The following is a 23,446-nucleotide window of genomic DNA, read 5'->3' on the forward strand; positions in this document are numbered from 1 at the left end:
CGTGTGAGTGGCGGCTCCGGCGTGTGAGTGGCGGCTCCGGCGCCTGAGTGGCGCTCCTGCTCGCTGAGTGGCGGCCTTGACCCGAGCCTTCGCCCGCCGTCCGAGCCGCCGGTCGGGCGGATCCACTGCTCACTGGCGCCCTCACCGCTGAGGCGCGGACTGCGCCACTCAGGCGCCGCAGGCGCCATTCAGGAGCGGGGGCCGCCATTCAGGTGCGGGGGCCGCCATTCAGGTGCGGGGGCCGCCATTCAGGTGCGGGGGCCGCCATTCAGGCGCGGGGGCCGCCACTCAGGCGCGGGAGGCGCCACTCAGGCGCGGGAGGCGCCACTCGAGCGCTACGCCTCGAGCGCCGCGTCGACGATTGCCTTCGCCTCCGCCTGCACCCGACGCAGGTGCTCCTCGCCCGCGAACGACTCGGCGTAGATCTTGTAGACGTCCTCGGTGCCCGACGGCCGTGCCGCGAACCAGGCGCGCTCGGTCACGACCTTGAGCCCGCCGATCGCCGCGCCGTTGCCGGGCGCCTCGGTGAGCTTCGCCACGATCGGGTCGCCCGCGAGCTCGGTGGCCGTGACGGCATCGCCCGACAGCTTGCCGAGCCGAGCCTTCTGCTCGCGCGTCGCCGGCGCATCCACGCGCTCGTAGACGGGAGCGCCGAAGCGCGCGGTGAGCTCGGCGTACAGCTGCGACGGGCTCTTGCCGGTCACGGCACGGATCTCCGACGCGAGCAGGCACAGCAGGATGCCGTCCTTGTCGGTCGTCCACACCGTGCCGTCCGCCTGCAGGAACGACGCGCCCGCGCTCTCCTCGCCGCCGAAGCCGACGGAGCCGTCGACGAGCCCGGGCACGAACCACTTGAAGCCCACCGGCACCTCCCACAGTCGCCGGCCGAGCGCATCCGCCACCCGGTCGATCATCGACGACGACACGAGCGTCTTGCCGATCGCCGCGTCAGCGCGCCACTGCGGCCGGTGCGCGTAGAGGTACTCGATCGCGACCGCGAGGAAGTGGTTGGGGTTCATGAGGCCGCCGTCGGGCGTGACGATCCCGTGGCGGTCGGCGTCGGCGTCGTTGCCGGTGAGGATGTCGAACTCGTCGCGCCGCGCGAGCACCGAGGCCATCGCGCTCGGGCTCGAGCAGTCCATCCGGATCTTCTCGTCCCAGTCGAGCGTCATGAACGCCCAGGTGGGGTCGACCGCGGGGTTCGTGACGGTGAGGTCGATGCCGTACCGCTCGGCGATCGCGCCGTAGTAGTCGACCGCCGCGCCGCCGAGCGGGTCGGCGCCGATGCGGATGCCCGACGCCTTGATCGAGGCGAAGTCGATCACGCTGCCGAGCGCGGCGACGTAGGCCTCGCGGAAGTCGTAGAGCTCGACGCGCGAGTCGCTGCCGCCCGTGACATCGGCGCGCTGCACGCCCCGCAGCCCGCCGGCGATGAGCTCGTTCGCGCGCTTCGCGATCCAGCCGGTCGCGTCGGAGTCGGCCGGCCCGCCGTGCGGCGGGTTGTACTTGAAGCCGCCGTCGCGCGGCGGGTTGTGCGAGGGGGTGACGACGATGCCGTCGGCCTGGTCGCTGCGTGGTTCCCCGTCGGCGGATGCCTCGGCGTTGTACGCGAGGATCGCCCGCGACACCGCCGGCGTCGGCGTCACCGAGCCGCGAGCATCCGCCATCACCCGCACGCCGTTGCCGACGAGCACCTCGAGCGCCGTGCGCTCTGCCGGCAGCGAGAGGGCGTGCGTGTCGCGGCCGATGAAGAGCGGACCCGTGATGCCCTGGTCGGCGCGGTACTCGCAGATCGCCTGCGTGATCGCGAGGATGTGGTCCTCGTTGAACGCGGTGTCGAAGGCGCTGCCGCGGTGGCCGCTCGTGCCGAACGCGACCGCCTGATCGGGGTTCGACACGTCGGGGTGCAGCTCGAAGTAGGCGCGCTCGAGCGCGAAGACATCGATGAGGTCCTGGGGCTGGGCGACGGTGCCGGCTCGGGTCATGGCTCCATCCAAGCACCGGCGCCTCCACGACCGCGATGCCGGCTCGCAGGTCGGCGCCGGGCGCACCGATCGACCCATTGCCGCCGCCCCGACGCGGTGCAACACTGACGGCCGTGGACGACCGGAGCCGAGCGCTCGACGCCGCGCACCGCGGCGCGGTGGAGTTCCTGCGCACGCTCGACGAGCGTCCGGTCTGGCCGCGCGCGAGCCTCGACGACATGCTCGGCGTCTTCGGCGGACCGCTGCCGGAGGAGGGCGACGATCCGGCCTCGGTCATCGAGCAGCTCGCCGCCGGCGCCGATCCCGGTCTCGTGGCGATCCCGGGTGGCCGCTTCTTCGGGTTCGTGATCGGCGGCACGCTGCCTGCGGCGCTCGCGGCCGACTGGCTCGTCTCGGCGTGGGACCAGAACTCCGGCTCGGCGATGCTCACGCCCACGACGGTCGCGCTCGAGCGCGTCGCCGGCCGGTGGATGCTCGAGCTCTTCCGGCTGCCCGACTCGGCGAGCGTCGGCTTCGTCACCGGCGGACAGGTGGCGAACTTCACGTGCCTCGCCGCTGCCAGGCACGCGGTGCTCGCCCGCGCTGGCTGGGACCTCGCAGAGCGCGGACTGCGCTCCTCGCCTGCCGTGCGCTTCGTCGTGGGCGCCGACCGGCACGGCTCGATCGACCGGGCGGCGCGCTTCCTCGGTGTCGGTCGCGCCGAGATCACCGTCGTCGACGCCGACGACCAGGGGCGGATGCTCCCGGTCGCCCTCGAGCGCACGCTCGAGCGCGGGGAGGGCCCGCTCATCGTGTGCCTGCAGGCGGGCGAGGTGCACACCGGCGCGTTCGACGACTTCGCCGCGCTCATCCCGATCGCTCATCGCAACGGCGCGTGGGTGCACGTCGACGGCGCCTTCGGCCTCTGGGCCGCGGCATCCGAGTCGCTGCGACCGCTCACGGTCGGCATGGAGCAGGCCGACTCCTGGGCGACGGATGCGCACAAGACGCTCAACGTGCCGTACGACTGCGGCATGGCGATCGTGCGCGATCCCGCCGATTCGATCGCCGCGTTCCGCACCGGCGGCGACTACCTCGTCTACTCGGGCCTCGACCCGTGGGACGTCACGCCCGAGCTCTCCCGCCGCGCGCGCGGCGTGCCGGCGTGGGCGGCGCTGCGCAGCCTGGGCCGCTCGGGCGTCGCAACGCTGCTCGACCGGCTGCACGCGAACGCGGTCGCGATGGCCGAGGGCCTGCGCGCCATCCCGGGCGTCGAGGTCATCAACGACGTCGACTACACGCAGGTGATGCTGCGGCTCGGCGGCGACGAGGCGACCCGCGCGCTCGGCGCCGCGATCCTCGCTGAGGGCACGGCGGTCTTCACCGGAGCCGAGTGGCGGGGGAGAGCGGCGCTGCGCTGCTCGATGTCGTCCTGGGCGACGACCCCCGACGACATCGAGCGCACCGTCGCCGCGGTGCGCGCCCTCGCCGCCGCCTGACGGCGCAGGAGGCGGGAGCCGACCGGCGGCGGCCGCCGACCCTAGGCTGGGCGCATGCTCCAGCCTCGCGTCGTCACGTTCCTCGGTCCCCGCGGCACGTTCACCGAGGCGGCGCTCGAGCAGGTGCCCGGCCTCGAGCTCACCGAGCGCGTACCGGTCGCGAACGTCGCCGAGGCGCTCACGGCCGTGTCGGAGGGCCGATCCGACGCCGCGATGATCGCGATCGAGAACTCGATCGAGGGCGGCGTCACGGCCGCGCAGGACGCGCTCGCCGCGACCCCGGGCATCCGCATCATCTCCGAGCACGTCGTGAGCGTGAACTTCTCGCTCGTCGCGCCCGCCGGCACCCGGCTCGACGACATCCGCGTCATCGCAGCCCACCCGGTCGCGTGGGCACAGTGCTCCGGCTGGTTGCAGCGCGAGCTGCCCGGTCGCGCGCACCTCCCCGCCGCGTCGAACGTGACGGCCGCCGCCGACCTCGGCAGCGGCACCGCGCAGGCGGCGCTCTCGACGCCCACGATCGGGCAGTGGGTCGACGGGCTCGACGTGCTGGCCGACCGGATCGGCGACAATGCGGATGCGGTGACCCGGTTCCTGTTCGTCGGCCGCGCGGGCGCACCGGGGGAGCCGACCGGCGCCGACAAGACGAGCCTCGTCGTCGAGCTGCCGAGCGACGAGCCCGGCGTGCTGCTCGACATGCTCGAGCAGTTCGCGACCCGCGGTGTCAACCTGTCGCTCATCCAGTCGCGACCGATCGGCGATCGGCTCGGCCGCTACCGCTTCGTCATGGACGCCGACGGCCACATCCGCGACGAGCGAGTGGCGGATGCGCTGCTCGGCCTCAAGCGGTTCAGCCCGTCGGTGACGTTCCTGGGCTCGTACCCGCGCGCCGACGGGCAGCGCATCCACGTCGAGCGCCGCTACTCCGACCGCTCGTTCGAGGATGCGCGCGACTGGGTGCGCGGCCTCATCGCGGGTGAGCCGACGTCGTGACGGCGAGCGCTCCGCGCGACGGTGGCACGCGCCCGCCTGATGCGCGGCAACGCACGATCGCCGACCGGCGCCCCTGGCTGCGATTCGCGCTCGGCCTCGTGCTGCTCGCCTCCGCCGCATGGATCTGGGTCTCCAGCGCGGGCGTGCTGCTCTCCGACCATCCCGCGTATGCGGTGCTCGTCACCGCGGCAGCCGTCGTCGGCACGCTGCTGCTCCTCTCGGCGACCTCGACGTGGAGGCGTGTTCGACCACCGCGGGCGGCGTGGCGGCGCGCGCTCGCCGGCACCTGCGCCGTGCTGGCGACGCTCGCGGTGGTCGGCTCGCTGCTGTGGCTCCGACCGTTCTCAGCCGCACCGGTGGCACTGGATGCGATGAGCGGCACGGCCGACGTGCGAGTGACGTCGTCGACGACCGTCATCACACTCCTGCCGACCGGCGTCGCGCCGCGTGCCGGGCTCGTCTTCCAGCCGGGCGCGCGGGTCGACGCCCGCGCGTACGTGCCGCTGCTGACGCGCGTCAGCCGGGCCGGCTACCTCGTCGTCATCGTGAAGCAGCCGCTCGACATCGCCTTCACCGCCATCGACGCGCCGAGCGGGATCATCGACGACCACCCCGAGATCAGCGCGTGGGCCGTGGGCGGGCACAGTCTCGGCGGCGTCGCAGCGTCGTCGTACGCCGCGGCGCACCCCGAAGAGGTGGGCGGGCTCCTGCTCTGGGCGTCGTATCCGCCCGACTCGCTGGCCGACCGCGATGATCTGCGCGCCGCCTCGGTGTCTGGCACCCTCGACGGTCTCGCGACCCCGGATGACCTCGCCGCGAGCCGGGCGGACCTGCCACCCGACACCGCGATCACGCAAGTGGAGGGCGGCATCCACGCGTTCTTCGGCGACTACGGCGATCAGCCCGGGGACGGCACGCCGACGGTCAGCAGGGCAGCCGCGCAGGACCAGGTCGTGGGGGCCAGCATCGCGCTGCTCGACTCGCTGGGGAGCGGGCGGTAGGACTCGGCCGAGTCGACCGACTCGCGCGAGCCGCAGCCATGCCCGGATGCGGGCGCGGGTCAGATGGCCGGGCCGGCGTCGCGCGCGTGCTCGCGCGGCACGCGCACCACGAGCGCGTCCTCGCGGACGACGGCTCGCAGCGCGACCGCCTCGCCCACGACATCGCCGTCCACCTGCACGGCGCGCGGCTCCTCGAGCCGTGCATGCGTCTCCTTCGCCTGGCCGTAGCCGAGCGCCGGACCGCTGCGCTGCCGGCCGAGGTGGCCCCTGCGGCGCAGCAGCTTCGTCACGAGCATGTTGTTGCGGGCCACGTAGCCCGCGAGCTGCGCCCAGCCGCGGATGCCGCGCGGCCGCACGAGCGCGATGTCGAGCATCCCGTCGTCGATCGCCGCGTCGGGCAGCAGGATGATGCCGTTCGTGACGGTGCCGCAGTTGCCGATCACCATGGTGTTGACCGTCGATCGCACCGTGCGGCCGCCGTCGAGCCGCACGTGCACGCGCACCGTGTCGAGCGACGAGATCACGCGACCGGCGGCGTCGACGTAGGCGAGCCAGCCCACCTTCTTCTTGAGGCCCTCGTCGGTCTTGTCGATCATCTCGGCATCGAGGCCGAAGCCGACCATGACCGCGAACGCGTGCTTCGAGCGAGTGCCGTCGGGCGCCTCGATCTCGAGCTCGCCGAGGTCGACCTCGCGGTCGGCGCCCTCGAACGCGGTGCGCACCGCGTTCCGCAGGCTCGTGACGTCGATCCCGAGGTTGCGCGCCAGCAGGTTGCCCGTGCCCGCCGGGATGATCGCGAGCGGCACGTGCGCGCCGGTCGCCGCATCGGCGGCGATGCGCACCGTGCCGTCGCCGCCCGCGACGATCAGCAGGTCGATGCCCGCGTCGAGCGCCGCGCGCACGGCCGCCTCGCCGGCGTCGTCCGCGTCGGTCTCGATCCAGAACGGCTCGGACCAGTCGAGCGGCTGCGCCGACTCGATCTGGGGCGCGAGCGCGTCGCGATCCATCTTGACGGGGTTGTAGACGATGCCAGCGCGCATGCTCGCACTGTACTGCCGCTTCCGTCGGACAACCCTCGGAGCACCCGCTCCTCGCGGGCAGGGCATCCAGCGCCGCGCTCGTAGACTGGGGGAGTGATCGATCCCCAGCTGCTGCGCGAGCAGCCCGACCTCGTCAAGGCCAGCCAGGAGCGCCGCGGCGACCCCGTGGGCCTCGTCGACGACGCCCTCGCCGCCGAGAGCGCGCGCCGCGCCGCCATCACCGAGTTCGAGCGGCTGCGCGCGGAGCAGAATGCGCACGGCAAGCTCGTCGGCGCCGCGGCGAAGGACGAGCGACCGGCGCTCATCGAGCAGGGCAAGGCGCTCGCGGCCGGCGTGAAGGACGCGCAGGCGCGCGCGACCGAGGCGGAGGCCGCCTTCGACGCGGCCGTCTCGAAGCTCGGCAACATCGTGCACCCGGATGTGCCGGCGGGCGAGGAGGCGAACTTCGTCACGCTCGCGACGCACGGCGAGGAGCGCTCCTTCGACTTCGAGGCGCGCGACCACGTCGAGCTCGGCGAGCGCCTGAAGGCGTTCGACATCGTTCGCGGCGCCAAGGTCTCGGGCAGCCGCTTCTACTACCTCACCGGCATCGGCATGCGGCTCGAGCTCGCGATCATGCTCATGGGCCTCGACCAGGTGCTCGCCGACGGCTTCACCCCGCTCATGACGCCCACGCTCGTGCGGCCCGAGATCATGCGCGGCACGGGCTTCCTCGGCGAGCACGCCGACGAGGTCTACCACCTGCCCGCCGACGACCTCTACCTGACGGGCACGAGCGAGGTCGCGCTCGCCGGCTTCCACGCCGACGAGATCGTCGACCTCGCGCAGCCGCTCCGCTACGCGGGGTGGTCGACGTGCTACCGGCGCGAGGCGGGCTCCGCCGGCCGCGACACCCGCGGCATCCTGCGCGTGCACCAGTTCAACAAGCTCGAGATGTTCTCGTACGTGCAGCCCGACGACGCCGAGGCCGAGCACGAGCGGATGCGCGCCCTGCAGGAGCGCATGCTGCAGGCGTGCGAGCTCGACTACCGCGTCATCGACGTCGCGGCCGGCGACCTCGGCTCCTCGGCGGCGCGCAAGTTCGACATCGAGGCGTGGATCCCGTCGCAGCAGCAGTACCGCGAGCTCACGTCGACCTCGAACTGCACCACGTTCCAGTCGCGCCGGCTCGGCACCCGCTACCGCACGGAGTCGGGAAGGACGGCGCCGGTCGCGACCCTCAACGGCACCGCCGCGACCACCCGCTGGCTCGTCGCGATCCTCGAGACGCACCAGCAGCCCGACGGCTCCGTGCGCGTGCCCGCGGCCCTGCAGCCCTACCTCGGCGGCATCTCGACGATCGAGCCCGTCTGATGGAGCCGCTGCTCATCGGCCTCGACATCGACGGCACCATCGTCCACGAGGACGACTCGCTCTCGCCGCGCGTGCTGGATGCGGTGCGCGCGGTCGTCGACACCGGTCACGTCGTCGTGCTCGCGACCGGTCGCTCGCAGGCCACCACCGAGTCGACGGCGGTGCGACTCGGCATCGAGCCGAGCCACCTCGTGGCGGCGAACGGCGCGCTCGTGCTCGAGCGCCGCGGCGACGCGTACGAGGCGGTGCACGTCGAGACGTTCGACCCCTCTGCCGCGCTGACCGCGATCGCCGCGGTGCTGCCGACCGGGTCGTTCATGGTGGAGGACGCCGACGGCTACCGCCGCTACACGAACGGCATGGTCGACTGGAACCTCGACGACGCCGAGATGGTGCCGTTCGAGGGCCTGCTCGCGAAGCCGGCGATGCGCGTCGTCGTCATGAGCCCCGACCACGAGGTCGAGGAGTTCCTCGAGATCGTCGAGTCGCTCGGCCTGCACAAGGTCTCGTACGCGATCGGCTACTCGTCGTGGCTCGACATCGCGCCCGACGGCGTCAACAAGGCGACCGGGCTCGAGCTCGTCGCCGAGCAGCTCGAGATCCCGCGCAGCCGCATGCTCGTGGTCGGCGACGGCCGCAACGACATCGACATGTTCGAGTGGGTCGTCGAGGGCGGCGGTCGCGCGGTCGCGATGGGTCAGGCGCCCGACGAGGTGAAGGACGCGGCGAGCGAGGTGACCGGCGCGGTCGACGAGGACGGGCTCGCGCTCGTGCTCGAGGGGCTGCTGGTTCGCTCCTGACGGACTCGGGGCATCCGATCTCGCCCTAGAATCGTGCGCAGGCCTGCCGCGCGACCCCGCGGTCGAGGTTCGGGAGGGCTGTCCGAGCGGCCGATGGAGCCGGTCTTGAAAACCGGTGGGCAGCGATGCCTCGTGGGTTCGAATCCCACGCCCTCCGCGTCAGAAGGAGAAGCATGGCAACCGAGCGCACCGGCAGCGTCGTCGACACGTCGGCGATGTCGCCGCGCCACGGCAGGCTGCGCCGCCACTCGGGGGTCGCGCACGTCTTCCGCTGGATCGCGCTCGGCATGGCCGTCGTGCTCGTCGCGCTCGTCGGCGTCGTGGGCTTCTCGATCCTGCGGTTCACGACGAGCATCGAGACGGTCGACCTCGCCGCCGACGTGCCGCCCGCGCAAGCGGGCTTCGCCCCCTACGAGGGCGGGTTCAACATCCTGCTCGTCGGCTCCGACCAGCGGGAGGGACAGGGTGAGGAATTCGGCGAGTCGGCCTACGACGGCGGCAGCCTCAACGACGTCACGATGCTGCTGCACGTGAGCGACGACCACCAGCTCGCGCGTGTCGTCTCGTTCCCGCGCGACCTCCTGGTCGACTTCCCGGCCTGCGAGGACCCGGAGACCGGCGACACCGTGCCAGCGGCCAACAACGTGCAGTTCAACCAGGCGCTCGGGCGCGGCGGGCTCTCGTGCGTCGCCGAGACGGTCTCCGACCTGACGGGCATGGAGGTGCCCTACGCCGCGATGATCACGTTCCAGGGGGTCATCAGCATGTCGACCGCCGTCGGCGGCGTGCCGGTGTGCTTCGCGGGGCCCATCGACGACCCCTACACGGGCCTCGTCATCGAAGAGGCGGGCACGCACGACCTCGAGGGCGCGCAGGCGCTCGCGTTCCTCCGCTCCCGCCACGGTGTCGGCGATGGCTCCGACCTCGCGCGCATCTCGTCGCAGCAGGTGTTCCTCTCGGCGCTCGTGCGCACCCTCCAGTCGGATGCGGTGCTCACCGACGTCACGAAGCTCTACTCGATCGCGCAGGTCGCGATCGAGAACATGACGCTGTCGTCCGGCCTCGGCGACGTGGGCACGATGGTCTCCATGGCGCGCGTGCTTGCCGACATCCCGCTCGAGACCATGCAGTTCGTGCTCTACCCGAACGTGCCGTCGGGAGCGCGCGTCGTGCCGGACGAGGCGCGCGCGACCGAGCTGATGCGACGCATCCGCCTCGACCTGCCGATCGAGCTCGGCGAGGACTCGCTCGGCGTCGGCTCGACGGACGAGACGCCGGCGCCGACCGGCACCCCCGCACCGACCGAGACGCCCGCCGCGACCGAGACGCCCGGCGCGACCGAGACGCCGACCCCCACCCCGACCGACGGGCTCGACGGCGTCGTCGGCCAGGATGCGTCGCAGGAGTCGTGCGTCGTGCCCTTCGGCAGCTGAGCCCGTCCGAGGAGGGCTCGCGCGTTTGGTAGAGTTGCCGTCGGCCTGCCTGCAGGTCGCAGCGGAGACGTCGCATAGTCCGGCCTAGTGCACCACCCTGCTAAGGTGGAGTCCCCAATAGGGGACCGAGGGTTCGAATCCCTCCGTCTCCACGTTCGCCCCTTCGTCTCGCCACGAAGGGGCGTTCTTCGTCTCGGGAGCTCCTCGCGTGCACCGCGAGGAAAGTTTCTCAGCGAGGAGGGCCGCAGACCCGCTAGGGTTGGTCGTGGCGCAGGACGATTCTTGTTCTGCGCTTTTCAACGCGGCTCAGGCCGCACAGCAGGATTGAAGGAATTATGGCAACCGGCACCGTCAAGTGGTTCGACTCCGGCAAGGGCTTCGGCTTCATCGCTCCGGACGACGGCGGCAAGGATCTGTTCGCTCACTACAGCCAGATCGTGTCCAACGGCTTCAAGACCCTCGAAGAGGCTCAGGCAGTCGAGTTCGAAATCGTCGAGGGCAACAAGGGCCCGCAGGCTGCGAACATTCGCCCCCTGTGAGCCTCGTCGCGTGACGCCCTCGCGGCGTGACGCGCTCGATTCGCGCTGACGGCCAGGGATCGTATAGACTGATCCCTGGCCGTTCGGCCATTGCGCCCGTAGCTCAACGGATAGAGCATCTGACTACGGATCAGAAGGTTGGGGGTTCGAATCCCTCCGGGCGCGCACTGTGTTGAGACAGTAGAAGGCCATCTGCGAGAGCAGGTGGCCTTCTTGGTGTCCCGGCGTCCTCGCCGCGCGTGTTCCTGCGCGGTGCCGCGTCGTGTCGCGATCGCGGGACGCTTGAGGTGCCGCGCGATCCGCGCAGCTCCGACGCTCAGGAGGACCCCATGGACGCTCCCCGCCGCGCCCTCGTCATCATCGACGTGCAGCACGACTACGCCGCCGGCCCGCTCGAGATCCGCTTCCCTCCGCGCGAGGAGTCGCTGCCGAGGATCGCGCGGGCCATCGACGCTGCCACGGCCGCGCGCATCCCCGTCATCGTGGTGCAGCACACCGGCGGCGTCGGCTCGCCGATCTTCGACCCCGAGACGCGCGGCTTCGCACTGTCGGCCGAGGTCGCCGAGCGGATGCGCGACGACTGGAAGTCCGTCGTGAAGCAGCACGGCTCGGTCTACGCCCAGACCGACGTGGCGGGATGGCTGCGCGCCCAGCAGGTCGACACCGTCACGCTCATCGGCTTCATGACCAACAACTGCGTGCTCGCCACCGCCGTCGAGGGGGAGGGCCTCGGCTTCACGACCGAGGTGCTGGCCGACGCGACGGGCGCGATCGACCTCGCCAACGACGCCGGCTTCGTCGACGCGGAGACCCTGCACACGACGCTCCTCACGCTGCTCGCGTCGAACTTCGCCGCGGTCGCGAGCACCGACGCCTGGGTCGCCGCGCTCGAAGCGCGGGCGCCGCTCAGCAGGAGCGACCTGGGCACCTCGTCGGTCGCCGGCGCCGAGCGCGCCGGGCGGCACGCCGCCTGACGTCCCTCCGTCGCACGCAGAACGGCCGCGGTGCCGACTCGAGGAGTCGGCACCGCGGCCGCGGGCGAAGACTGCTTAGAAGTCGTCGCCACCCATGATGATGAAGTCATCACCCATGATGATGAAGTCGTCTCCACCCATGATGATGAAGTCGTCACCGCGGCGGCTGGGCTTGTTGAACTTCATGGCGCTCCTTCTAGAGACTGAGGTTGGACGGAAAGATTGTCTGGTTCTTTGTATACGCGACAATCATCATTTCCGCTACTGCAAAGTTCGGCCTGAGCAGATCTTCAGGAAGCCAGCGTCGCCGACTCCAACTGGATGTTGACGCCGGCGAGCGCCTGCGACACCGGGCAGCCGGCCTTGGCCTGCTCGGCATACTCGGTGAACTGGGCCTGATCGATCCCCGGCACGACACCGGTGACGGTCAGGACGCTCGTCGTGATGCCCTTGCCCGCCACGAAGGATACCTTCGCCGCGGTGTTGAGCGACTCCGGCGCGTGGCCGGCCTCCTCGAGCGTGTGCGAGAGCGCCATCGCGTAGCACGAGGCGTGCGCTGCGGCGATGAACTCCTCGGGCGTCGTGGCGCCGCCCTCCTCGGCGCGCGCCTTCCAGGTGAGGTCGAAGGTCGATCCGGTGCCGAGCGTGGTGGTGCCGGAACCGCTGCCGAGTCCACCCGTCCAGCTGGTGCTCGCGTTCGAGGTGATGGCCATAGGGGGTCCTCCTCCAGGTCGTCGCGGCCGCGGTCGCGTCCACTCCGCCCAGGCTACGGCGGGCGGCTATGGGTGGCCAGAGCCACATTGACCTGGCGGCGGCGCACGGCCGATCCCTCGCGAGCGCCAGGATGCGGACCACCGCGCCGATACCCTTCCTGCATGCACGACATGGCGAGCGAGGTGACCCTCGTGGTCGTCATCGGCATCCTGCTCATCGGCGCGGTCGCCACGATCGCGAACCGCATCGGCGTCGCGGCCCCGCTGCTGCTCGTCGTGCTCGGCGCCGGCATCGCGCTCGTGCCGGGTGCGCCCGACATCGAGGTGCCGCCCGAGGTGTTCCTCACGATCATCCTGCCGCCGCTGCTCTACACGGCCGCGCTCAAGGTGCCGGCGGTCGACTTCCGCCGCAACCTGCGCGTCATCGGCTACCTCTCGGTCGTGCTCGTCGCCGTCAGCGCGCTCGTCGTCGCGCTCGTGCTGCAGTCGCTCTGGCCGGTGATCGGCTTCGCCGTCGCACTCGCCCTCGGCGCCGTCGTCGCACCGCCGGACGCGGTGGCGGCCACCGCGCTCGGCAAGCGGCTCGGCCTCCCGCCCCGGGTCGTCACGATCCTCGAGGGCGAGGGGCTGCTCAACGACGCGACAGCGCTCGTGCTGCTGAGCACCGCCGTCGCGGCGATCGAGCGCCCCGGGAGCTCGGACGTCGAGGGCGGGATGCTCGTCGGCGACTTCGCCCTCGCCGTTGTGGTCGCGCTCGTCATCGGCGCCGTCGTGGGCTACGCGACCGTGCGCATCCGCCAGTTCGCCGGCGATCGCGCCATCGACACCGCGATCTCGCTCGCGACGCCGTTCGTCTCGTTCCTCGCCGCCGAGTCGCTGCGCGGCTCGGGCATCGTCGCGGTCGTCGTGACCGGCCTCGTGATCGGCAACCGCAGCCAGGTGCGCATCCGTGCCACGCGTCGCGCGCAGGAGTCGGCCACCTGGAGCACCTTCTCGGTGATCGTCGAGAACGGCGTGTTCCTCACCATGGGCATGCAGCTGCCGTCCGTCATGGCGGCGGTCGACGAGGGCGAGCGACACCTCGTGGGCGTCATCGGCGTCGGCCTGCTGCTGTGCGCGGTGCTGCTCGCGGTGCGGCTCGCCGCGCTGCCGCCGCTGCTCGCGTGGCTGCGCCACCACGCGTGGCGGCTGCGGCGCGAGCACGACAGGCTCGGCGAGCGGCTGCAGGGCATCGACACGACGACGAAGCGCGGCGCCCGGCTCCAGCACGTCCACGTCGTGCGCGGTCACGACCTGAGCGCCTTCCGCGACCAGAAGCTCGGCTGGCGCGACACGCTCGCCATCGGCTGGGCGGGGATGCGCGGGGTCGTCACGGTCGCGGCGGTGCAGACCCTGCCCGCCGAGACGCCCATGCGTGCGGAGCTCGTGCTCGCCGCCTTCGTCGTCGCGATCGTCACGCTGCTCGTGCAGGGCGGCACGCTCGCGCTGCTCGTGCGCGCGCTGGGGCTGGGGCGCGACAGGTCCGAGCGGCGCCGCATGGAGCTCGAGTCGATCGTCGGCGAGGCGATCGACACCGGCGTCGAGGCCATGCGCCGAGAGGCGCAGGCGCACGGCATCGACGAGGCGGTCGTCGACATCGCGAGCGAGCGGATGCTGGCTCGGCGCGCGTGGGCGGCGCACGTCGCCGAGGTCGACCCCGACGACCCGACGACCGACGTCGCGCAGATCTCCCGGCTGCGCCACATCGCGATCGAGGCGGAGCGCGTCTGGCTCGACCGCGTGCGGCGCTCGGGCCGCTTCGACTCCGCGACGGTGGCCGTCGCCCAGCGCATCATCGACCGCGAGGAGATCGGCCTGCAGGCCGACGAGGACGAGCACTGAGACCGCTCCCCGCCGGGCGTGGGATGATCGACGCATGACTGAGAAGCCCCAGATCGACGCCCCCGAGGGTCCCGCCCCCACCGAGCTCGAGATCACCGACATCACGGTCGGCGACGGAGAGGAGGCGGTGACCGGCAAGCAGGTCAGCGTCCACTACGTCGGCGTGACGCACGCCACCGGCGAGGAGTTCGACGCCTCCTACAACCGCGGTGCGCCGCTCGAGTTCCCGCTCGGCGTCGGCATGGTCATCAAGGGCTGGGAGCAGGGCATCGAGGGCATGCGCGTCGGCGGTCGTCGCAAGCTCGTCATCCCGCCCCACCTCGCGTACGGCGCCCAGGGCGCCGGCGGCGCGATCGGCCCCAACGAGACGCTCATCTTCGTCTGCGACCTGGTCGCCGTCCGCTGACGAACCCCGGCCGGTGCGGCGGGTGGTCACGACACGCCGTGCGGCGGTAGCCGCGCACGGCGTGTCCTGACCACCCGCGCTCCGGACGCCGACTGGCTAGATGGCCTTGCCGGGGTTGAGGATGCCTGCCGGGTCGAAGGCGGCCTTCACCGCGTGCTGCAGCGCGAGCTGCCGCTCGCCGAGCTCGTCGACGAGCCAGCGGCGCTTGAGGATGCCGACGCCGTGCTCGCCCGTGAGCGTGCCGCCCATGGCGATCGCCGCCTCGAACACCTCGTTCGCGCACGCCCAGATCGCCTCGCTCGGCTCCGCGCCGTCGAAGACGAACGTCGGATGCAGGTTGCCGTCGCCCGCGTGCGCCGTGGTCGCGAGCCGCACGCCGTGGCGGGCCGCGGCGGCGTCGCACGCGCGGAACATGTCGGCCATCCGCGACCTGGGCACCGAGACGTCCTCCACGAGCACGGTGCCGAACGACTCGAGCGCGAAGTGCACCTGCCTGCGCACCTGCACGAGCACATCCGACCGCGCCGCGTCGTCGGTGCGCTCGACCCGCCCGCCGTGCGCGGCGAGGATCTCGGCCACCACCTCCGACGTCGCGGCCGCACCGAGCTCGTCGGTCTGCACGAGCACGAACGCGCCGACCATCGGCTGCCCCGAGTGGGCGGCGAGCATCGTCACCGCGTCGCGGCCGACGAGCTCCATGATGGCGGGGCGGATGCGCGCGGCCGTCACCGCGGTGCAGGCTGCGGCGGCCGACGCCTCGTCGTCGAAGAACGCGCCGACCGTCCAGATGCCGCCGACGGGCAGCGGGCGCAGCTTGAGGGTCGCGCCCACGACGATGCCGAGCGTGCCCTCCGAGCCGATCAGGAGCGCGGTGAGGTCGAGGCCCGTGACGCCCTTGACGGTGCGGTGCCCGGTCGAGATGAGGCTGCCGTCGGCGAGCACGACGTCGAGCGCGAGCACCCACTCGCGCGTCACCCCGTACTTCGCGCACAGCAGGCCGCCCGCGTTCGTCGCGATGTTGCCGCCGACCGTCGAGATCGCGCGGCTCGCGGGGTCAGGCGGCCACCACAGGCCGTGGGTCGCGAGCAGGTCGTTGAGCTCGGCGTTCCGGATGCCCGGCTCGACCCGGCACGACTGGTCCACGACCGACACGTCGAGCAGTCGGCGCATCCGGTCGACCGAGACGACGAGCTCGCCGTCGCCCGCGATCGCGCCGCCCGCGAGGCCGGTGCCTGCGGCACGCGGCACGACCGGCACGCCGTGCTCGCTCGCCCAGCGGAGCGCCGCCTGCACGTGCGAGGCGTCCTCGGCCTCGACGATCGCGAGCGGCGCGGCGCTCGAGCGGTGGCCCGACTTGTCGGCGCGTGCCACGTCGAGCGCTGCGGGGTCGGTGACGAGCACGTGCGCGGGGAGCGCCGCCCGCAGCGCGTCGAGGCTCACGCGAGCACCAGCCCGTCGACGACGCGCCAGGCGCCCGGGGAACCGGTGAACCGCACCGAGTGGGCGTTGTCGGGCGTGCGCGTCTCGAGACCTGCGACGTGGTCGGCGAAGGCGCGGATGAACGTGCCGTGCGTGACGATCACGAGCGCGTCGACGGGGTTGCGCTCGGCGACCTCGTCGACGGCCGCGACGGCGCGGCGCTGCAGGTCGTCGAAGTCCTCCTCGCCCGGCCACTCGGTGCCGAAGCGCTCGAGCGCCTGCTCCTTCGTCAGCCCCTCGGCCTCGCCGTAGGCGCGCTCGATGAGGCTCGCGTACCGACCGCCCACCTCGAGCTCGAGGGTGGCGGCGATGATGTCGGCCGTCACCATCGCGCGCTCGAGCGTCGACGAGACGACCGCATCCCACCGGGCGCCGTCGGCCGGCCCGTCGGCGAGCAGCCGGGCGGCGGTGTGCGCCTGCGCGATCCCCGTCTCGTTCAAGGGGATGTCGCTCGTGCCCTGCAGCTTCCCGTCGCGGTTGAAGTCGGTCTGGCCGTGGCGGACGAGGGCGATCTCCATGCTCCGAGCCTACGGCGGCGGGGCCGCCCACCATCCACAGGCTCACAAACCGGGGCCCCGGAGCGTTGGCAGGGTATGAGAGGAATGCGGCCATGACCCACACGATCATCGACAGCCCCATCGGCCCGCTCACGCTCGTGCGAGGCGAGCGGGGCATCACGGGCGTCTTCATGCCCGATCACCGCCCGGCTCCCGACGAGGCGGCGTTCGGCGCGCGCGACGATGCCGCGTTCGCCGATGCGGCGCAGCAGCTCGGCGAGTACTGGGCGGGGGAGCGCACGGCGTTCGAGCTCCCGCTCGATCCCGCGGGGAGCGCCTTCCAGCAGCGCGTGTGGCAGGTGCTGCGCACGATCCCCTTCGGCGAGACGCGCACGTACGGCTGGATCGCCGCGTCGCTCGGGCAGCCGACGGCAGTGCGCGCCGTCGGGCTCGCGAACAGCCGCAACCCGATCTCGATCGTCGTGCCCTGCCATCGCGTGGTCGGGTCGACGGGCAAGCTCGTCGGCTACGCCGGCGGCGTCGAGCGCAAGCGTCTCCTGCTCGACCACGAGCGGGGTGCGGGGCTCGGTGGCATCGGCCTCGGGGGCGCCGGGCTCGCGGGCACCGGGCTAGATTCGGTCGCGTGACCCGTGCGCCGTTCGAGACGATCGTCGCCGCCCACGGTGCTCGGGTCTGGCGCGTCTGCCGGGCGCTGCTCGACGAGGTCGACGCCGACGATGCGTGGAGCGAGACGTTCCTCGCGGCCCTCGAGGCGTATCCGCGCCTCGCGCACCACACGAGCATCGAGGGCTGGCTCGTGACGATCGCGCACCGCAAGGCGATCGACGTGCTGCGGCGGCGATCGCGGCTCGTCGTCGGCGACGTGCCCGACCGGCCCGCGCCCGCCGCCGAGCGCGACCTCGACCTCGCTCGTGCGCTCGCCCTGCTGCCGCCCCGGCAGCGCGCGGCCGTCGTGCTGCATCACCTCGGCGGGCTGCCGTTCCCGGAGGTCGCCGCGACGCTCGGCTCGTCGGTGGATGCGGCGCGTCGCGCGTCGTCCGACGGCGTGCGTCGACTGCGCGAGCTGCTCGGAGGGGCCGATGCCTGACCTCGACCTGCCGGGCGTGCTCCCGGAGCCGCCGCTCGACGTGCTGCGCGCGCGCCTCGCGGAGCGCGCGGCGGAGGAGGGCCTGCTCGACATCGCCTACCGCTCGCTCGACACCGACGTCGGCACGCTGCTGCTCGCCGCGACGCCCGCCGGACTCGTGTCGGTCACCTTCGACGGCGCCGATCCCGACGCGACGCTCGAGCGGCTCGCGACGACGATCAGCCCCCGCGTGCTCGAGGCGCCGCGGCGCCTCGACGCGGCCGCGCACCGGCTCGACGACCTCATCGCCGGCCGGGCGCGCGCCTTCGACGGCCCGCTCGACCTCGTGCTCGCGCGCGGCTTCGGCCGCAGCGTCGTCGAGCGGCTGCGCGAGATCCCCTACGGCGAGACGCGCAGCTACGCCGAGGTCGCCGCCGCCGCGGGCTCGCCGCGAGCGGTGCGCGCGGTCGGCACGGCGTGCCGCCGCAACCCGCTGCCGATCGCCATCCCGTGCCATCGCGTCGTCCGCAGCGACGGCGCACTCGGGCAGTACGTCGGGGGCATCGAGGCGAAGCGGCGGCTGCTCGACATCGAGGCGGCGCGGTCAGCGGGCCGCTGATCCAGCCAGTGCGGCTACCGTGGTCCGGTGCCTTCCACCGAGCTCCTCGCCGTCGTCGAGCGCGACGGCTTCACCGAGTCCGAGCATCGCGGCGTCGCGGTCGTGATCGATCCCGGCGGCACCGTGATCGAGGCGCATGGCGACGTCGACGCGCCGTTCCTCGCGCGCAGTGCCCTCAAGCCGCTCTTCGCGGCAGCGCTGCTCGACGCGGGCCTCGTCGAGCTCGAGCCTGCCCACGCCGCGCTCGCGAGCGCGAGCCACTGGGCAGACCAGGAGCACCTCGACACCGCGCAGGCGATGGCCGAGCGGCTCGGCGTCGACGAGGACGCCCTCCACTGCCCGCCGATGAAGGCGCCGGACGGCACGCGCCGCCGGTTCGCCCACATGTGCGTGGGCAAGCACATCGCGCTCGCGGCGGCCGCCCGTGCGCTCCGCGCGCCCGCCGACTACTGGGCCGACGACCACCAGCTGACCGCCGTGCTCCGCGACGGCGTCGCGACCGCCGCCGGCGAGCCCATCGTCGCGATGGCGCACGACGGCTGCGGCGCGCTGGTCTTCCCCACCTCGGCCGTCGGGCTCGCCCGCGCGTTCCGACGGCTCGGCCCCGACGGCATCGGCGGCAGCAGGGCGGTCGGCGACGCGATGCGCGCGCACCCGACCCTCATCGACGGCGCCCGGAGGCCCGATGCCGTCGTCATCGCCGAGACCGGATGCGCGACGAAGTTCGGCGCGGAGGGCACGCAGGCCATGGTCGCCCCCGACGGCACGACCGCGGTCGTGAAGACGGCCGACGGTGCGCGCCGCGCGGGCGCGCCCGTCGCGCTCGCGCTGCTCGAGCGCGTCGGCGCGATCCCGCTCGGCACGCTCGACCGGCTCACCGAGCCGCTCGGCCTCGTGCAGCTGAGCGCCGACGTGCCGGTCGGTCGTCTGCGGCCCGTCCTCTAGCTCACGGCCGCAGCAGGTCGCGCCCGCTCGGGCGCACCGTCCGCGCGTCGGGGTGCGGCCAGGACGACGACCGCTGCCTCGAGCGCGAGCGCGACGAGCGGCCCGTGCGGGTAGTAGCCGAGCGCGAGCGTGCCGGCGACGAGGACGAGGAGCGTCGCGGCGAGCAGCGCGCGCAGCGCTCGCGGCCAGCCCCGCGCGGTGACCGCGGCCGCCACGCCGGCGAGGCCGACGAGCACGAGCAGCGGGCCCTCCGCGCCCCAGAGCCCGTGCAGGGGCGACGACTCGGCGGTGCCGAGGTAGCTGAGCGGGCTCACGACCGATCCTGCGAGCACCGCCGTCAGCAGGACGAGGCCGCCCCAGCCGGCACGGAGGAGCTCCGGCAGCAGCGCGAGCCCGATCGCGAGGAACGAGACGCCCGCGAGCGCGCCGAACACGACGTAGGGCTCCGCGACCGACGCGCGCATCGCGCTCCACGGCTCCAGGCGGCTGAGCTGCGCGACCCACGGCCACGACCACTCCGCGGCGACGAGCGGCAGCGAGACGAGCGCCCACGCGCCCCCGCCGAGCGCGAGCCCCAGCCGGGCGGCGCGAGCGCGGCCGTCCGCGAGAGGATCTGAGGCGGATGCGCGCTCCTGGGCGCTCGACGCGACGGCCATGCCCCTTGATAGCAGAGCGCCGCCCGCAGGCAGAGGCGCTGCCCCGCCGCTCGCTCGATCGGCGTGCGCTCAGAGGCGCTGCGCGCACGCCTCCGCGAAGGCGCCGAAGCCCCGCTCGACGACCCCGAGGAGCGTCTCGTCGGTCGCGAGGTGCGCGCGCCACTCGGCCACCGCATCCACGCTCCGCAGCTGCGAGAGGGTCGGCGACGCGACCGAGTCCCAGAGCCGCATGACGCGATCATCTGCCTCGAGGTGGAACTGCATCCCCACGGCGGAGCCGAAGCGGAACGCCTCGTTGGCGACCGTCGCGCTGCGCGCGAGCAGCGTCGCGCCCGGCGGCAGCGAGACGACGTCGTTGTTCCAGCGCATCGCGCCGACGGAGCCCACGTGGCCGCCGAGCCACGGGTCGGGCTCGAGCACGTCGATGTCGATGATGCCGACCTCGTCGACCGCGCGCTCCCGATGCTCGCCGCCGAGCGCGCGGCCGAGGATCTGGTGGCCGAGGCACAGCCCGAGCACGGGGATCTCCGCGTCGATCGCACGCAGCGCGAGGTCGGCGGTGCGCGCGAGCGACGGATGCGCCGCCTCGTCGGCGGCGCTCATGGTGCCGCCGGTGATGACGACGCCCGCGAGGTCGTCGAGCGCCGGGAGCGCCGAGGGGAACACCGCCTCGCGCGTGGGCAGGTGCGACAGGAGCGTGGTCGCGTGACCGCCCGTCTCGTACTCGATGTGCTTGATGAACAGGACGGAACGTGGCACATGCGTAGCCTATGTCGGGCGAGCGCGCCCGGCCGCGCAGCAGGAGGAGCACCATGACCGTCTTCGCGATGGCCCCGGACGGGGTCCGGATCGCCCTGCACGAGCTCGGGGATCCCGACGGCTCACCCGTGCTGCTCATCCACGGCTTCTCGTCGAACGCGCAGCGCAACTGGATCGACACGCGCTGGGGAGACGCGCTCGCGGCGGAGGGGCTGCGCGGCATCGCGATGGACCTGCGTGGTCACGGCGACAGCGACCGGCCGTCGGTCGGCTATACCGTGCCGCACTTCCTCGACGACGTCGACGCGGTGCTCGAGCAGCTCGCGCTGCCGGAGGCGCCCGGTGCGATCGGCTACTCGATGGGCGCGCGGCTGCTGTGGCGTCACGCCGGCACCCGCCAGCACGCGTTCCGCGCGCTCGTGCTCGGCGGGCTGCCCGCCGGCGATCCGTTCCAGCGGTTCGACGTCGATCTCGCGCACCGGGCGCTGCGGAGCGAGGCCGAACCGGGCGAGATGGAGTCGTTCGTCGTCGAGCTCGCCGGCATCTTCCCCGAGCACGACCCGGCGACGCTCGTGACGCTCGCCGGCGAGGTCTCGCACACCCTCTTCGACCCCGAGCTCGCGCCGCCGTCGGCGCCGACGCTGCTCATGACCGGCGACAAGGACCGCCGGGCGAGCGATACGCGCGAGCTGCTGCCGCTGCTCGTCGACGGGCGGTTCGAGGAGATCCCCGGGCGGAACCACGTCAACGCGCCCGTGTCGGGCACGTTCCGACGCGCGGCGTCGCGCTACCTGGCGGAGCACCTGCGCGGCTGAGCGGCTCATCGAGCCGCCAGCCACAGTGTTCTCACATGATTCTCTAGGGCCGCTCGTTACCGATCCGTTATACGTTGTCCGCACGTTGATCGTAGTGCTGTGGCGGTCGGCGGAAGCGAAGGCGAACGCCTCGCTTGGTGCAAGGGACTGGGGCCGGTCGGGAGAACCCGACCGGCCCTCTTGCGTCGCTAGAAGCGGTCGGGGCTCGGGCCGCTCGCGAGCACGGTGACGTCGGCGTGCCGGTCGAAGCGGTAGCCCGCGCCGCGCACGGTGCGGATGATCTCGGCGTAGTCGCCGAGCTTGGAGCGGAGGCGTCGCACGTGCACGTCGATCGTGCGCTCGTTGGGCCGGTTCTCGTCATCGGCCGCCCACAGCGCGTCGATGATCGCGCAGCGGTCGACGGTCGAGCCTTCGCGCAGCACGATGTGCTGCAGCAGCTCGAACTCCCGATACGTGAGCGCGGCGATCTCGTCGCCGATCGCCACGCGCTTGCGCGTCAGGTCGATGACGATGCCCGGGTCGGTCTCGGCGACCGGCTGCTGCACCGCCGGGTCCTGGAGCGCGCGGCGCACGACGTCGACGTCGCGTCCGCCGGCGCCCGTCGGGGCGAGCGCGACCGCGGCGTGCGTCTCGGCGCTCGGCGCGAGGCGCGACGTGAGGGCGCGCAGCTCGCCGACGAGGCGGGCGAGCTCGATGTGGTCGGCGGCCGCGGCGTCCTCGCCGAGGCCGACGTAGAGCACGAAGCCGCGCGCCTCGGTGCCGTCGGGGACGGGCCGGACGGCTGCCGGCCGGACCGGATTCGGCTGCGGCGCGAGCGCCCGCTTCGGGGCGAGCGCCGAGGAGCCGAGGGTGCGCGGCGACTCGAGCGACGGGCGGCGGGTGCGGGTGGGGAGAGCGGTGATGGTCATCGTCATGGGCCTTCCGGCGTGCGGTCGGCGGCTGCCCCTCCGCTGGAAGCGGGAAGGGCGATGAGAGCCGTCGACGCGGTGCGTCAGACACCGATGCGCGGGGCCACGAGCGTGGCGCTGCACGGTGTCGGGAGTCGAGTGCGAACCGCGGGGGTTCGGGGATCGCCCTAGGGCTGCTCAGGCCCGAGGCAGGCGACGCGTGAGCGCGTCAGCTCCACCTGCTGGAGCGATCGGACGGTGCGAGCTTCGCTCAAGCACACATTCGACGCATGGCCACCATCGGCATCATCATGCCGGTCGTCCGCTCGGCCGCGAAGACGGTCGGGAGGGCAGTGGTGGTGGTCATGCCGTCAGTATCGCGGCTTGGATCGCGCGATGTCAAACAGCGCCGCCCGCGTTTGTGACGAAGTGTGACGCCCGGGTGCCGCGAGCGGCGGGTCGGCTCAGTCGCCGACCGTGCCGTAGAGGCGGTCGCCCGCGTCGCCGAGTCCGGGCACGATGAAGCCGCGCTCGTCGAGGCGCTCGTCGAGCGCGCCCAGCACGATGGTCACGTCGTGGCCGTCCATGTCGCGCTCGAGGCGAGCCAGCCCCTCCGGCGTGCCGAGCAGGCAGATCGCGGTCACGTCGACCGCGCCGCGGTCGAACAGGAACCGCATCGCGGCCGAGAGCGAGCCGCCGGTGGCGAGCATCGGGTCGAGCACGAAGCACTGGCGATCCGAGAGGTCCTCGGGCAGCCGCTCCGCGTAGGTGTACGGCTCGAGCGTCTCCTCGTTCCGCGCCATGCCGAGGAACCCGACCTCGGCGGTCGGCACGAGCGTCGTCATCCCCTCGAGCATCCCGAGGCCCGCGCGCAGGATCGGCACGACGAGCGGCCGCGGCTCGGCGATCTCGACGCCCACCGTCGTCGTCACCGGCGTGGTGATCTCCTTCGGCGTCACGCGCACGTTGCGCGTCGCCTCGTAGGCGAGCAGCGTCATGAGCTCCTCGACGAGCGAGCGGAAGGTGGGGGAGGGCGTGCGCTCGTCCCGCAGCACGGTCAGCTTGTGGGTGATGAGCGGGTGGTCGGCGACGTGGACACGCATAGG

General features: G+C 72.8%; 25 protein-coding genes and 3 tRNA genes. 19 read left to right on the forward strand and 9 right to left on the reverse strand.

Annotated features, from left to right (window positions below; genetic code table 11):
• Window positions 1-335: 335 nt before the first annotated feature.
• Window positions 336-1,985: a phosphoglucomutase (alpha-D-glucose-1,6-bisphosphate-dependent) gene (gene pgm, locus ABD106_RS11020; protein ID WP_343920315.1), complete on the reverse strand. Its 1,650-nt coding sequence runs from the start codon at window positions 1,983-1,985 to the stop codon at window positions 336-338.
• 113 nt (window positions 1,986-2,098) lie between these two features.
• Here pgm and ABD106_RS11025 point away from each other — a divergent pair, with 113 nt between their 5' ends.
• The 3 genes from ABD106_RS11025 to ABD106_RS11035 are packed head-to-tail and all read left to right on the forward strand — an operon-like array spanning window position 2,099 to window position 5,457.
• Entirely contained in the window at window positions 2,099-3,463 is a 1,365-nt protein-coding gene (locus ABD106_RS11025) for a pyridoxal phosphate-dependent decarboxylase family protein (RefSeq protein WP_343920317.1), read from the forward strand.
• A 54-nt stretch (window positions 3,464-3,517) separates the two neighbouring features.
• Window positions 3,518-4,456: a prephenate dehydratase gene (gene pheA / locus ABD106_RS11030; RefSeq protein WP_343920319.1), complete on the forward strand. Its 939-nt coding sequence runs from the start codon at window positions 3,518-3,520 to the stop codon at window positions 4,454-4,456.
• The gene (locus ABD106_RS11035) at window positions 4,453-5,457 is read left to right on the forward strand and encodes an alpha/beta hydrolase (protein WP_343920321.1); all 1,005 of its coding nucleotides are present in this window, start codon (window positions 4,453-4,455) and stop codon (window positions 5,455-5,457) included. Before pheA ends, ABD106_RS11035 begins: the two co-directional genes overlap by 4 nt.
• Before the next feature lie 59 nt (window positions 5,458-5,516).
• Here the strand turns inward: ABD106_RS11035 and ABD106_RS11040 are convergent, their stop codons facing one another.
• On the reverse strand, window positions 5,517-6,497 hold the full coding sequence (locus ABD106_RS11040; RefSeq protein WP_343920323.1) for a diacylglycerol/lipid kinase family protein: 981 nt from the start codon (window positions 6,495-6,497) through the stop codon (window positions 5,517-5,519).
• A gap of 93 nt (window positions 6,498-6,590) precedes the next feature.
• Between ABD106_RS11040 and serS the strand changes: the two genes are divergently transcribed.
• The 8 genes from serS to ABD106_RS11080 all read left to right on the forward strand — a co-directional run bounded on the left by serS (window position 6,591) and on the right by ABD106_RS11080 (window position 11,596).
• Window positions 6,591-7,850 (forward strand): serine--tRNA ligase, encoded by a 1,260-nt coding sequence (gene serS, locus ABD106_RS11045; protein ID WP_343920325.1) that lies wholly within the window; start codon window positions 6,591-6,593, stop codon window positions 7,848-7,850.
• Window positions 7,850-8,650, forward strand: a complete 801-nt coding sequence (locus ABD106_RS11050; protein WP_343920327.1) for an HAD family hydrolase — start codon at window positions 7,850-7,852, stop codon at window positions 8,648-8,650. Before serS ends, ABD106_RS11050 begins: the two co-directional genes overlap by 1 nt.
• 72 nt (window positions 8,651-8,722) lie before the next feature.
• A tRNA-Ser gene (locus ABD106_RS11055) sits at window positions 8,723-8,807 on the forward strand.
• 16 nt (window positions 8,808-8,823) lie between these two features.
• Window positions 8,824-10,083: an LCP family protein gene (locus ABD106_RS11060; protein WP_343920329.1), complete on the forward strand. Its 1,260-nt coding sequence runs from the start codon at window positions 8,824-8,826 to the stop codon at window positions 10,081-10,083.
• A gap of 63 nt (window positions 10,084-10,146) precedes the next feature.
• A tRNA-Ser gene (locus ABD106_RS11065) sits at window positions 10,147-10,235 on the forward strand.
• Between the two features lie 183 nt (window positions 10,236-10,418).
• Window positions 10,419-10,622 carry a cold-shock protein gene (locus ABD106_RS11070; RefSeq protein WP_343920331.1) on the forward strand — a complete coding sequence of 68 codons (204 nt, stop codon included), beginning with the start codon at window positions 10,419-10,421 and terminating at the stop codon, window positions 10,620-10,622.
• A 92-nt stretch (window positions 10,623-10,714) separates the two neighbouring features.
• Window positions 10,715-10,787, forward strand: a tRNA-Arg gene (locus tag ABD106_RS11075).
• A gap of 164 nt (window positions 10,788-10,951) precedes the next feature.
• Window positions 10,952-11,596 carry an isochorismatase family protein gene (locus tag ABD106_RS11080; RefSeq protein WP_343920333.1) on the forward strand — a complete coding sequence of 215 codons (645 nt, stop codon included), beginning with the start codon at window positions 10,952-10,954 and terminating at the stop codon, window positions 11,594-11,596.
• Between the two features lie 290 nt (window positions 11,597-11,886).
• Here the strand turns inward: ABD106_RS11080 and ABD106_RS11085 are convergent, their stop codons facing one another.
• Window positions 11,887-12,309: an OsmC family peroxiredoxin gene (locus tag ABD106_RS11085; RefSeq protein ID WP_343920335.1), complete on the reverse strand. Its 423-nt coding sequence runs from the start codon at window positions 12,307-12,309 to the stop codon at window positions 11,887-11,889.
• 162 nt (window positions 12,310-12,471) lie between these two features.
• On the opposite strand from ABD106_RS11085, the gene ABD106_RS11090 reads away from it, so the two are divergent.
• A complete protein-coding gene (locus ABD106_RS11090; RefSeq protein WP_343920337.1) occupies window positions 12,472-14,190 on the forward strand; it encodes a cation:proton antiporter in 1,719 nt (572 codons plus the stop codon).
• 34 nt (window positions 14,191-14,224) lie between these two features.
• Complete coding sequence (locus ABD106_RS11095) at window positions 14,225-14,596, forward strand: FKBP-type peptidyl-prolyl cis-trans isomerase (RefSeq protein WP_343920339.1); 372 nt, start codon at window positions 14,225-14,227, stop codon at window positions 14,594-14,596.
• Between the two features lie 96 nt (window positions 14,597-14,692).
• Here ABD106_RS11095 and ABD106_RS11100 read toward each other — a convergent pair whose 3' ends face one another.
• Window positions 14,693-16,036, reverse strand: a complete 1,344-nt coding sequence (locus tag ABD106_RS11100) for an FAD-binding oxidoreductase (RefSeq protein WP_343920341.1) — start codon at window positions 16,034-16,036, stop codon at window positions 14,693-14,695.
• Window positions 16,033-16,593 carry a histidine phosphatase family protein gene (locus ABD106_RS11105; RefSeq protein ID WP_343920343.1) on the reverse strand — a complete coding sequence of 187 codons (561 nt, stop codon included), beginning with the start codon at window positions 16,591-16,593 and terminating at the stop codon, window positions 16,033-16,035. Before ABD106_RS11105 ends, ABD106_RS11100 begins: the two co-directional genes overlap by 4 nt.
• Before the next feature lie 92 nt (window positions 16,594-16,685).
• On the opposite strand from ABD106_RS11105, the gene ABD106_RS11110 reads away from it, so the two are divergent.
• Genes ABD106_RS11110 through ABD106_RS11125 form a run of 4 tightly spaced genes read left to right on the forward strand, consistent with a single transcriptional unit; the run spans window position 16,686 to window position 19,223 of the window.
• Window positions 16,686-17,219 carry a methylated-DNA--[protein]-cysteine S-methyltransferase gene (locus ABD106_RS11110; RefSeq protein ID WP_343920345.1) on the forward strand — a complete coding sequence of 178 codons (534 nt, stop codon included), beginning with the start codon at window positions 16,686-16,688 and terminating at the stop codon, window positions 17,217-17,219.
• On the forward strand, window positions 17,216-17,680 hold the full coding sequence (locus tag ABD106_RS11115; RefSeq protein WP_343920347.1) for an RNA polymerase sigma factor: 465 nt from the start codon (window positions 17,216-17,218) through the stop codon (window positions 17,678-17,680). The genes ABD106_RS11110 and ABD106_RS11115 overlap by 4 nt, the downstream gene beginning before the upstream one ends.
• Window positions 17,673-18,278 (forward strand): methylated-DNA--[protein]-cysteine S-methyltransferase, encoded by a 606-nt coding sequence (locus ABD106_RS11120; protein WP_343920350.1) that lies wholly within the window; start codon window positions 17,673-17,675, stop codon window positions 18,276-18,278. The genes ABD106_RS11115 and ABD106_RS11120 overlap by 8 nt, the downstream gene beginning before the upstream one ends.
• 27 nt (window positions 18,279-18,305) lie before the next feature.
• A complete protein-coding gene (locus tag ABD106_RS11125) occupies window positions 18,306-19,223 on the forward strand; it encodes an asparaginase (protein ID WP_343920352.1) in 918 nt (305 codons plus the stop codon).
• Here ABD106_RS11125 and ABD106_RS11130 read toward each other — a convergent pair.
• Together ABD106_RS11130 and ABD106_RS11135 are read right to left on the reverse strand one after the other, a co-directional pair.
• Window positions 19,220-19,879, reverse strand: a complete 660-nt coding sequence (locus ABD106_RS11130) for a hypothetical protein (protein ID WP_343920354.1) — start codon at window positions 19,877-19,879, stop codon at window positions 19,220-19,222. The two genes, ABD106_RS11125 and ABD106_RS11130, sit on opposite strands and share 4 nt — an antisense overlap.
• 69 nt (window positions 19,880-19,948) lie before the next feature.
• Complete coding sequence (locus tag ABD106_RS11135; protein ID WP_343920356.1) at window positions 19,949-20,638, reverse strand: type 1 glutamine amidotransferase; 690 nt, start codon at window positions 20,636-20,638, stop codon at window positions 19,949-19,951.
• Between the two features lie 53 nt (window positions 20,639-20,691).
• Between ABD106_RS11135 and ABD106_RS11140 the strand changes: the two genes are divergently transcribed.
• Entirely contained in the window at window positions 20,692-21,453 is a 762-nt protein-coding gene (locus tag ABD106_RS11140; RefSeq protein WP_343920358.1) for an alpha/beta fold hydrolase, read from the forward strand.
• A gap of 188 nt (window positions 21,454-21,641) precedes the next feature.
• On the opposite strand, the gene ABD106_RS11145 is transcribed toward ABD106_RS11140, so the two are convergent.
• Entirely contained in the window at window positions 21,642-22,361 is a 720-nt protein-coding gene (locus ABD106_RS11145) for a winged helix-turn-helix domain-containing protein (protein WP_343920360.1), read from the reverse strand.
• A 269-nt stretch (window positions 22,362-22,630) separates the two neighbouring features.
• Here ABD106_RS11145 and ABD106_RS11150 point away from each other — a divergent pair, with 269 nt between their 5' ends.
• The gene (locus ABD106_RS11150; RefSeq protein WP_343920361.1) at window positions 22,631-22,765 is read left to right on the forward strand and encodes a hypothetical protein; all 135 of its coding nucleotides are present in this window, start codon (window positions 22,631-22,633) and stop codon (window positions 22,763-22,765) included.
• Window positions 22,766-22,804: 39 nt separating this feature from the next.
• On the opposite strand, the gene upp is transcribed toward ABD106_RS11150, so the two are convergent.
• Complete coding sequence (gene upp, locus ABD106_RS11155) at window positions 22,805-23,443, reverse strand: uracil phosphoribosyltransferase (protein WP_343920362.1); 639 nt, start codon at window positions 23,441-23,443, stop codon at window positions 22,805-22,807.
• Window positions 23,444-23,446 lie beyond the last annotated feature (3 nt).

The sequence above is a fragment of the Agrococcus citreus genome (assembly GCF_039527715.1).
Taxonomy (GTDB): domain Bacteria; phylum Actinomycetota; class Actinomycetes; order Actinomycetales; family Microbacteriaceae; genus Agrococcus; species Agrococcus citreus.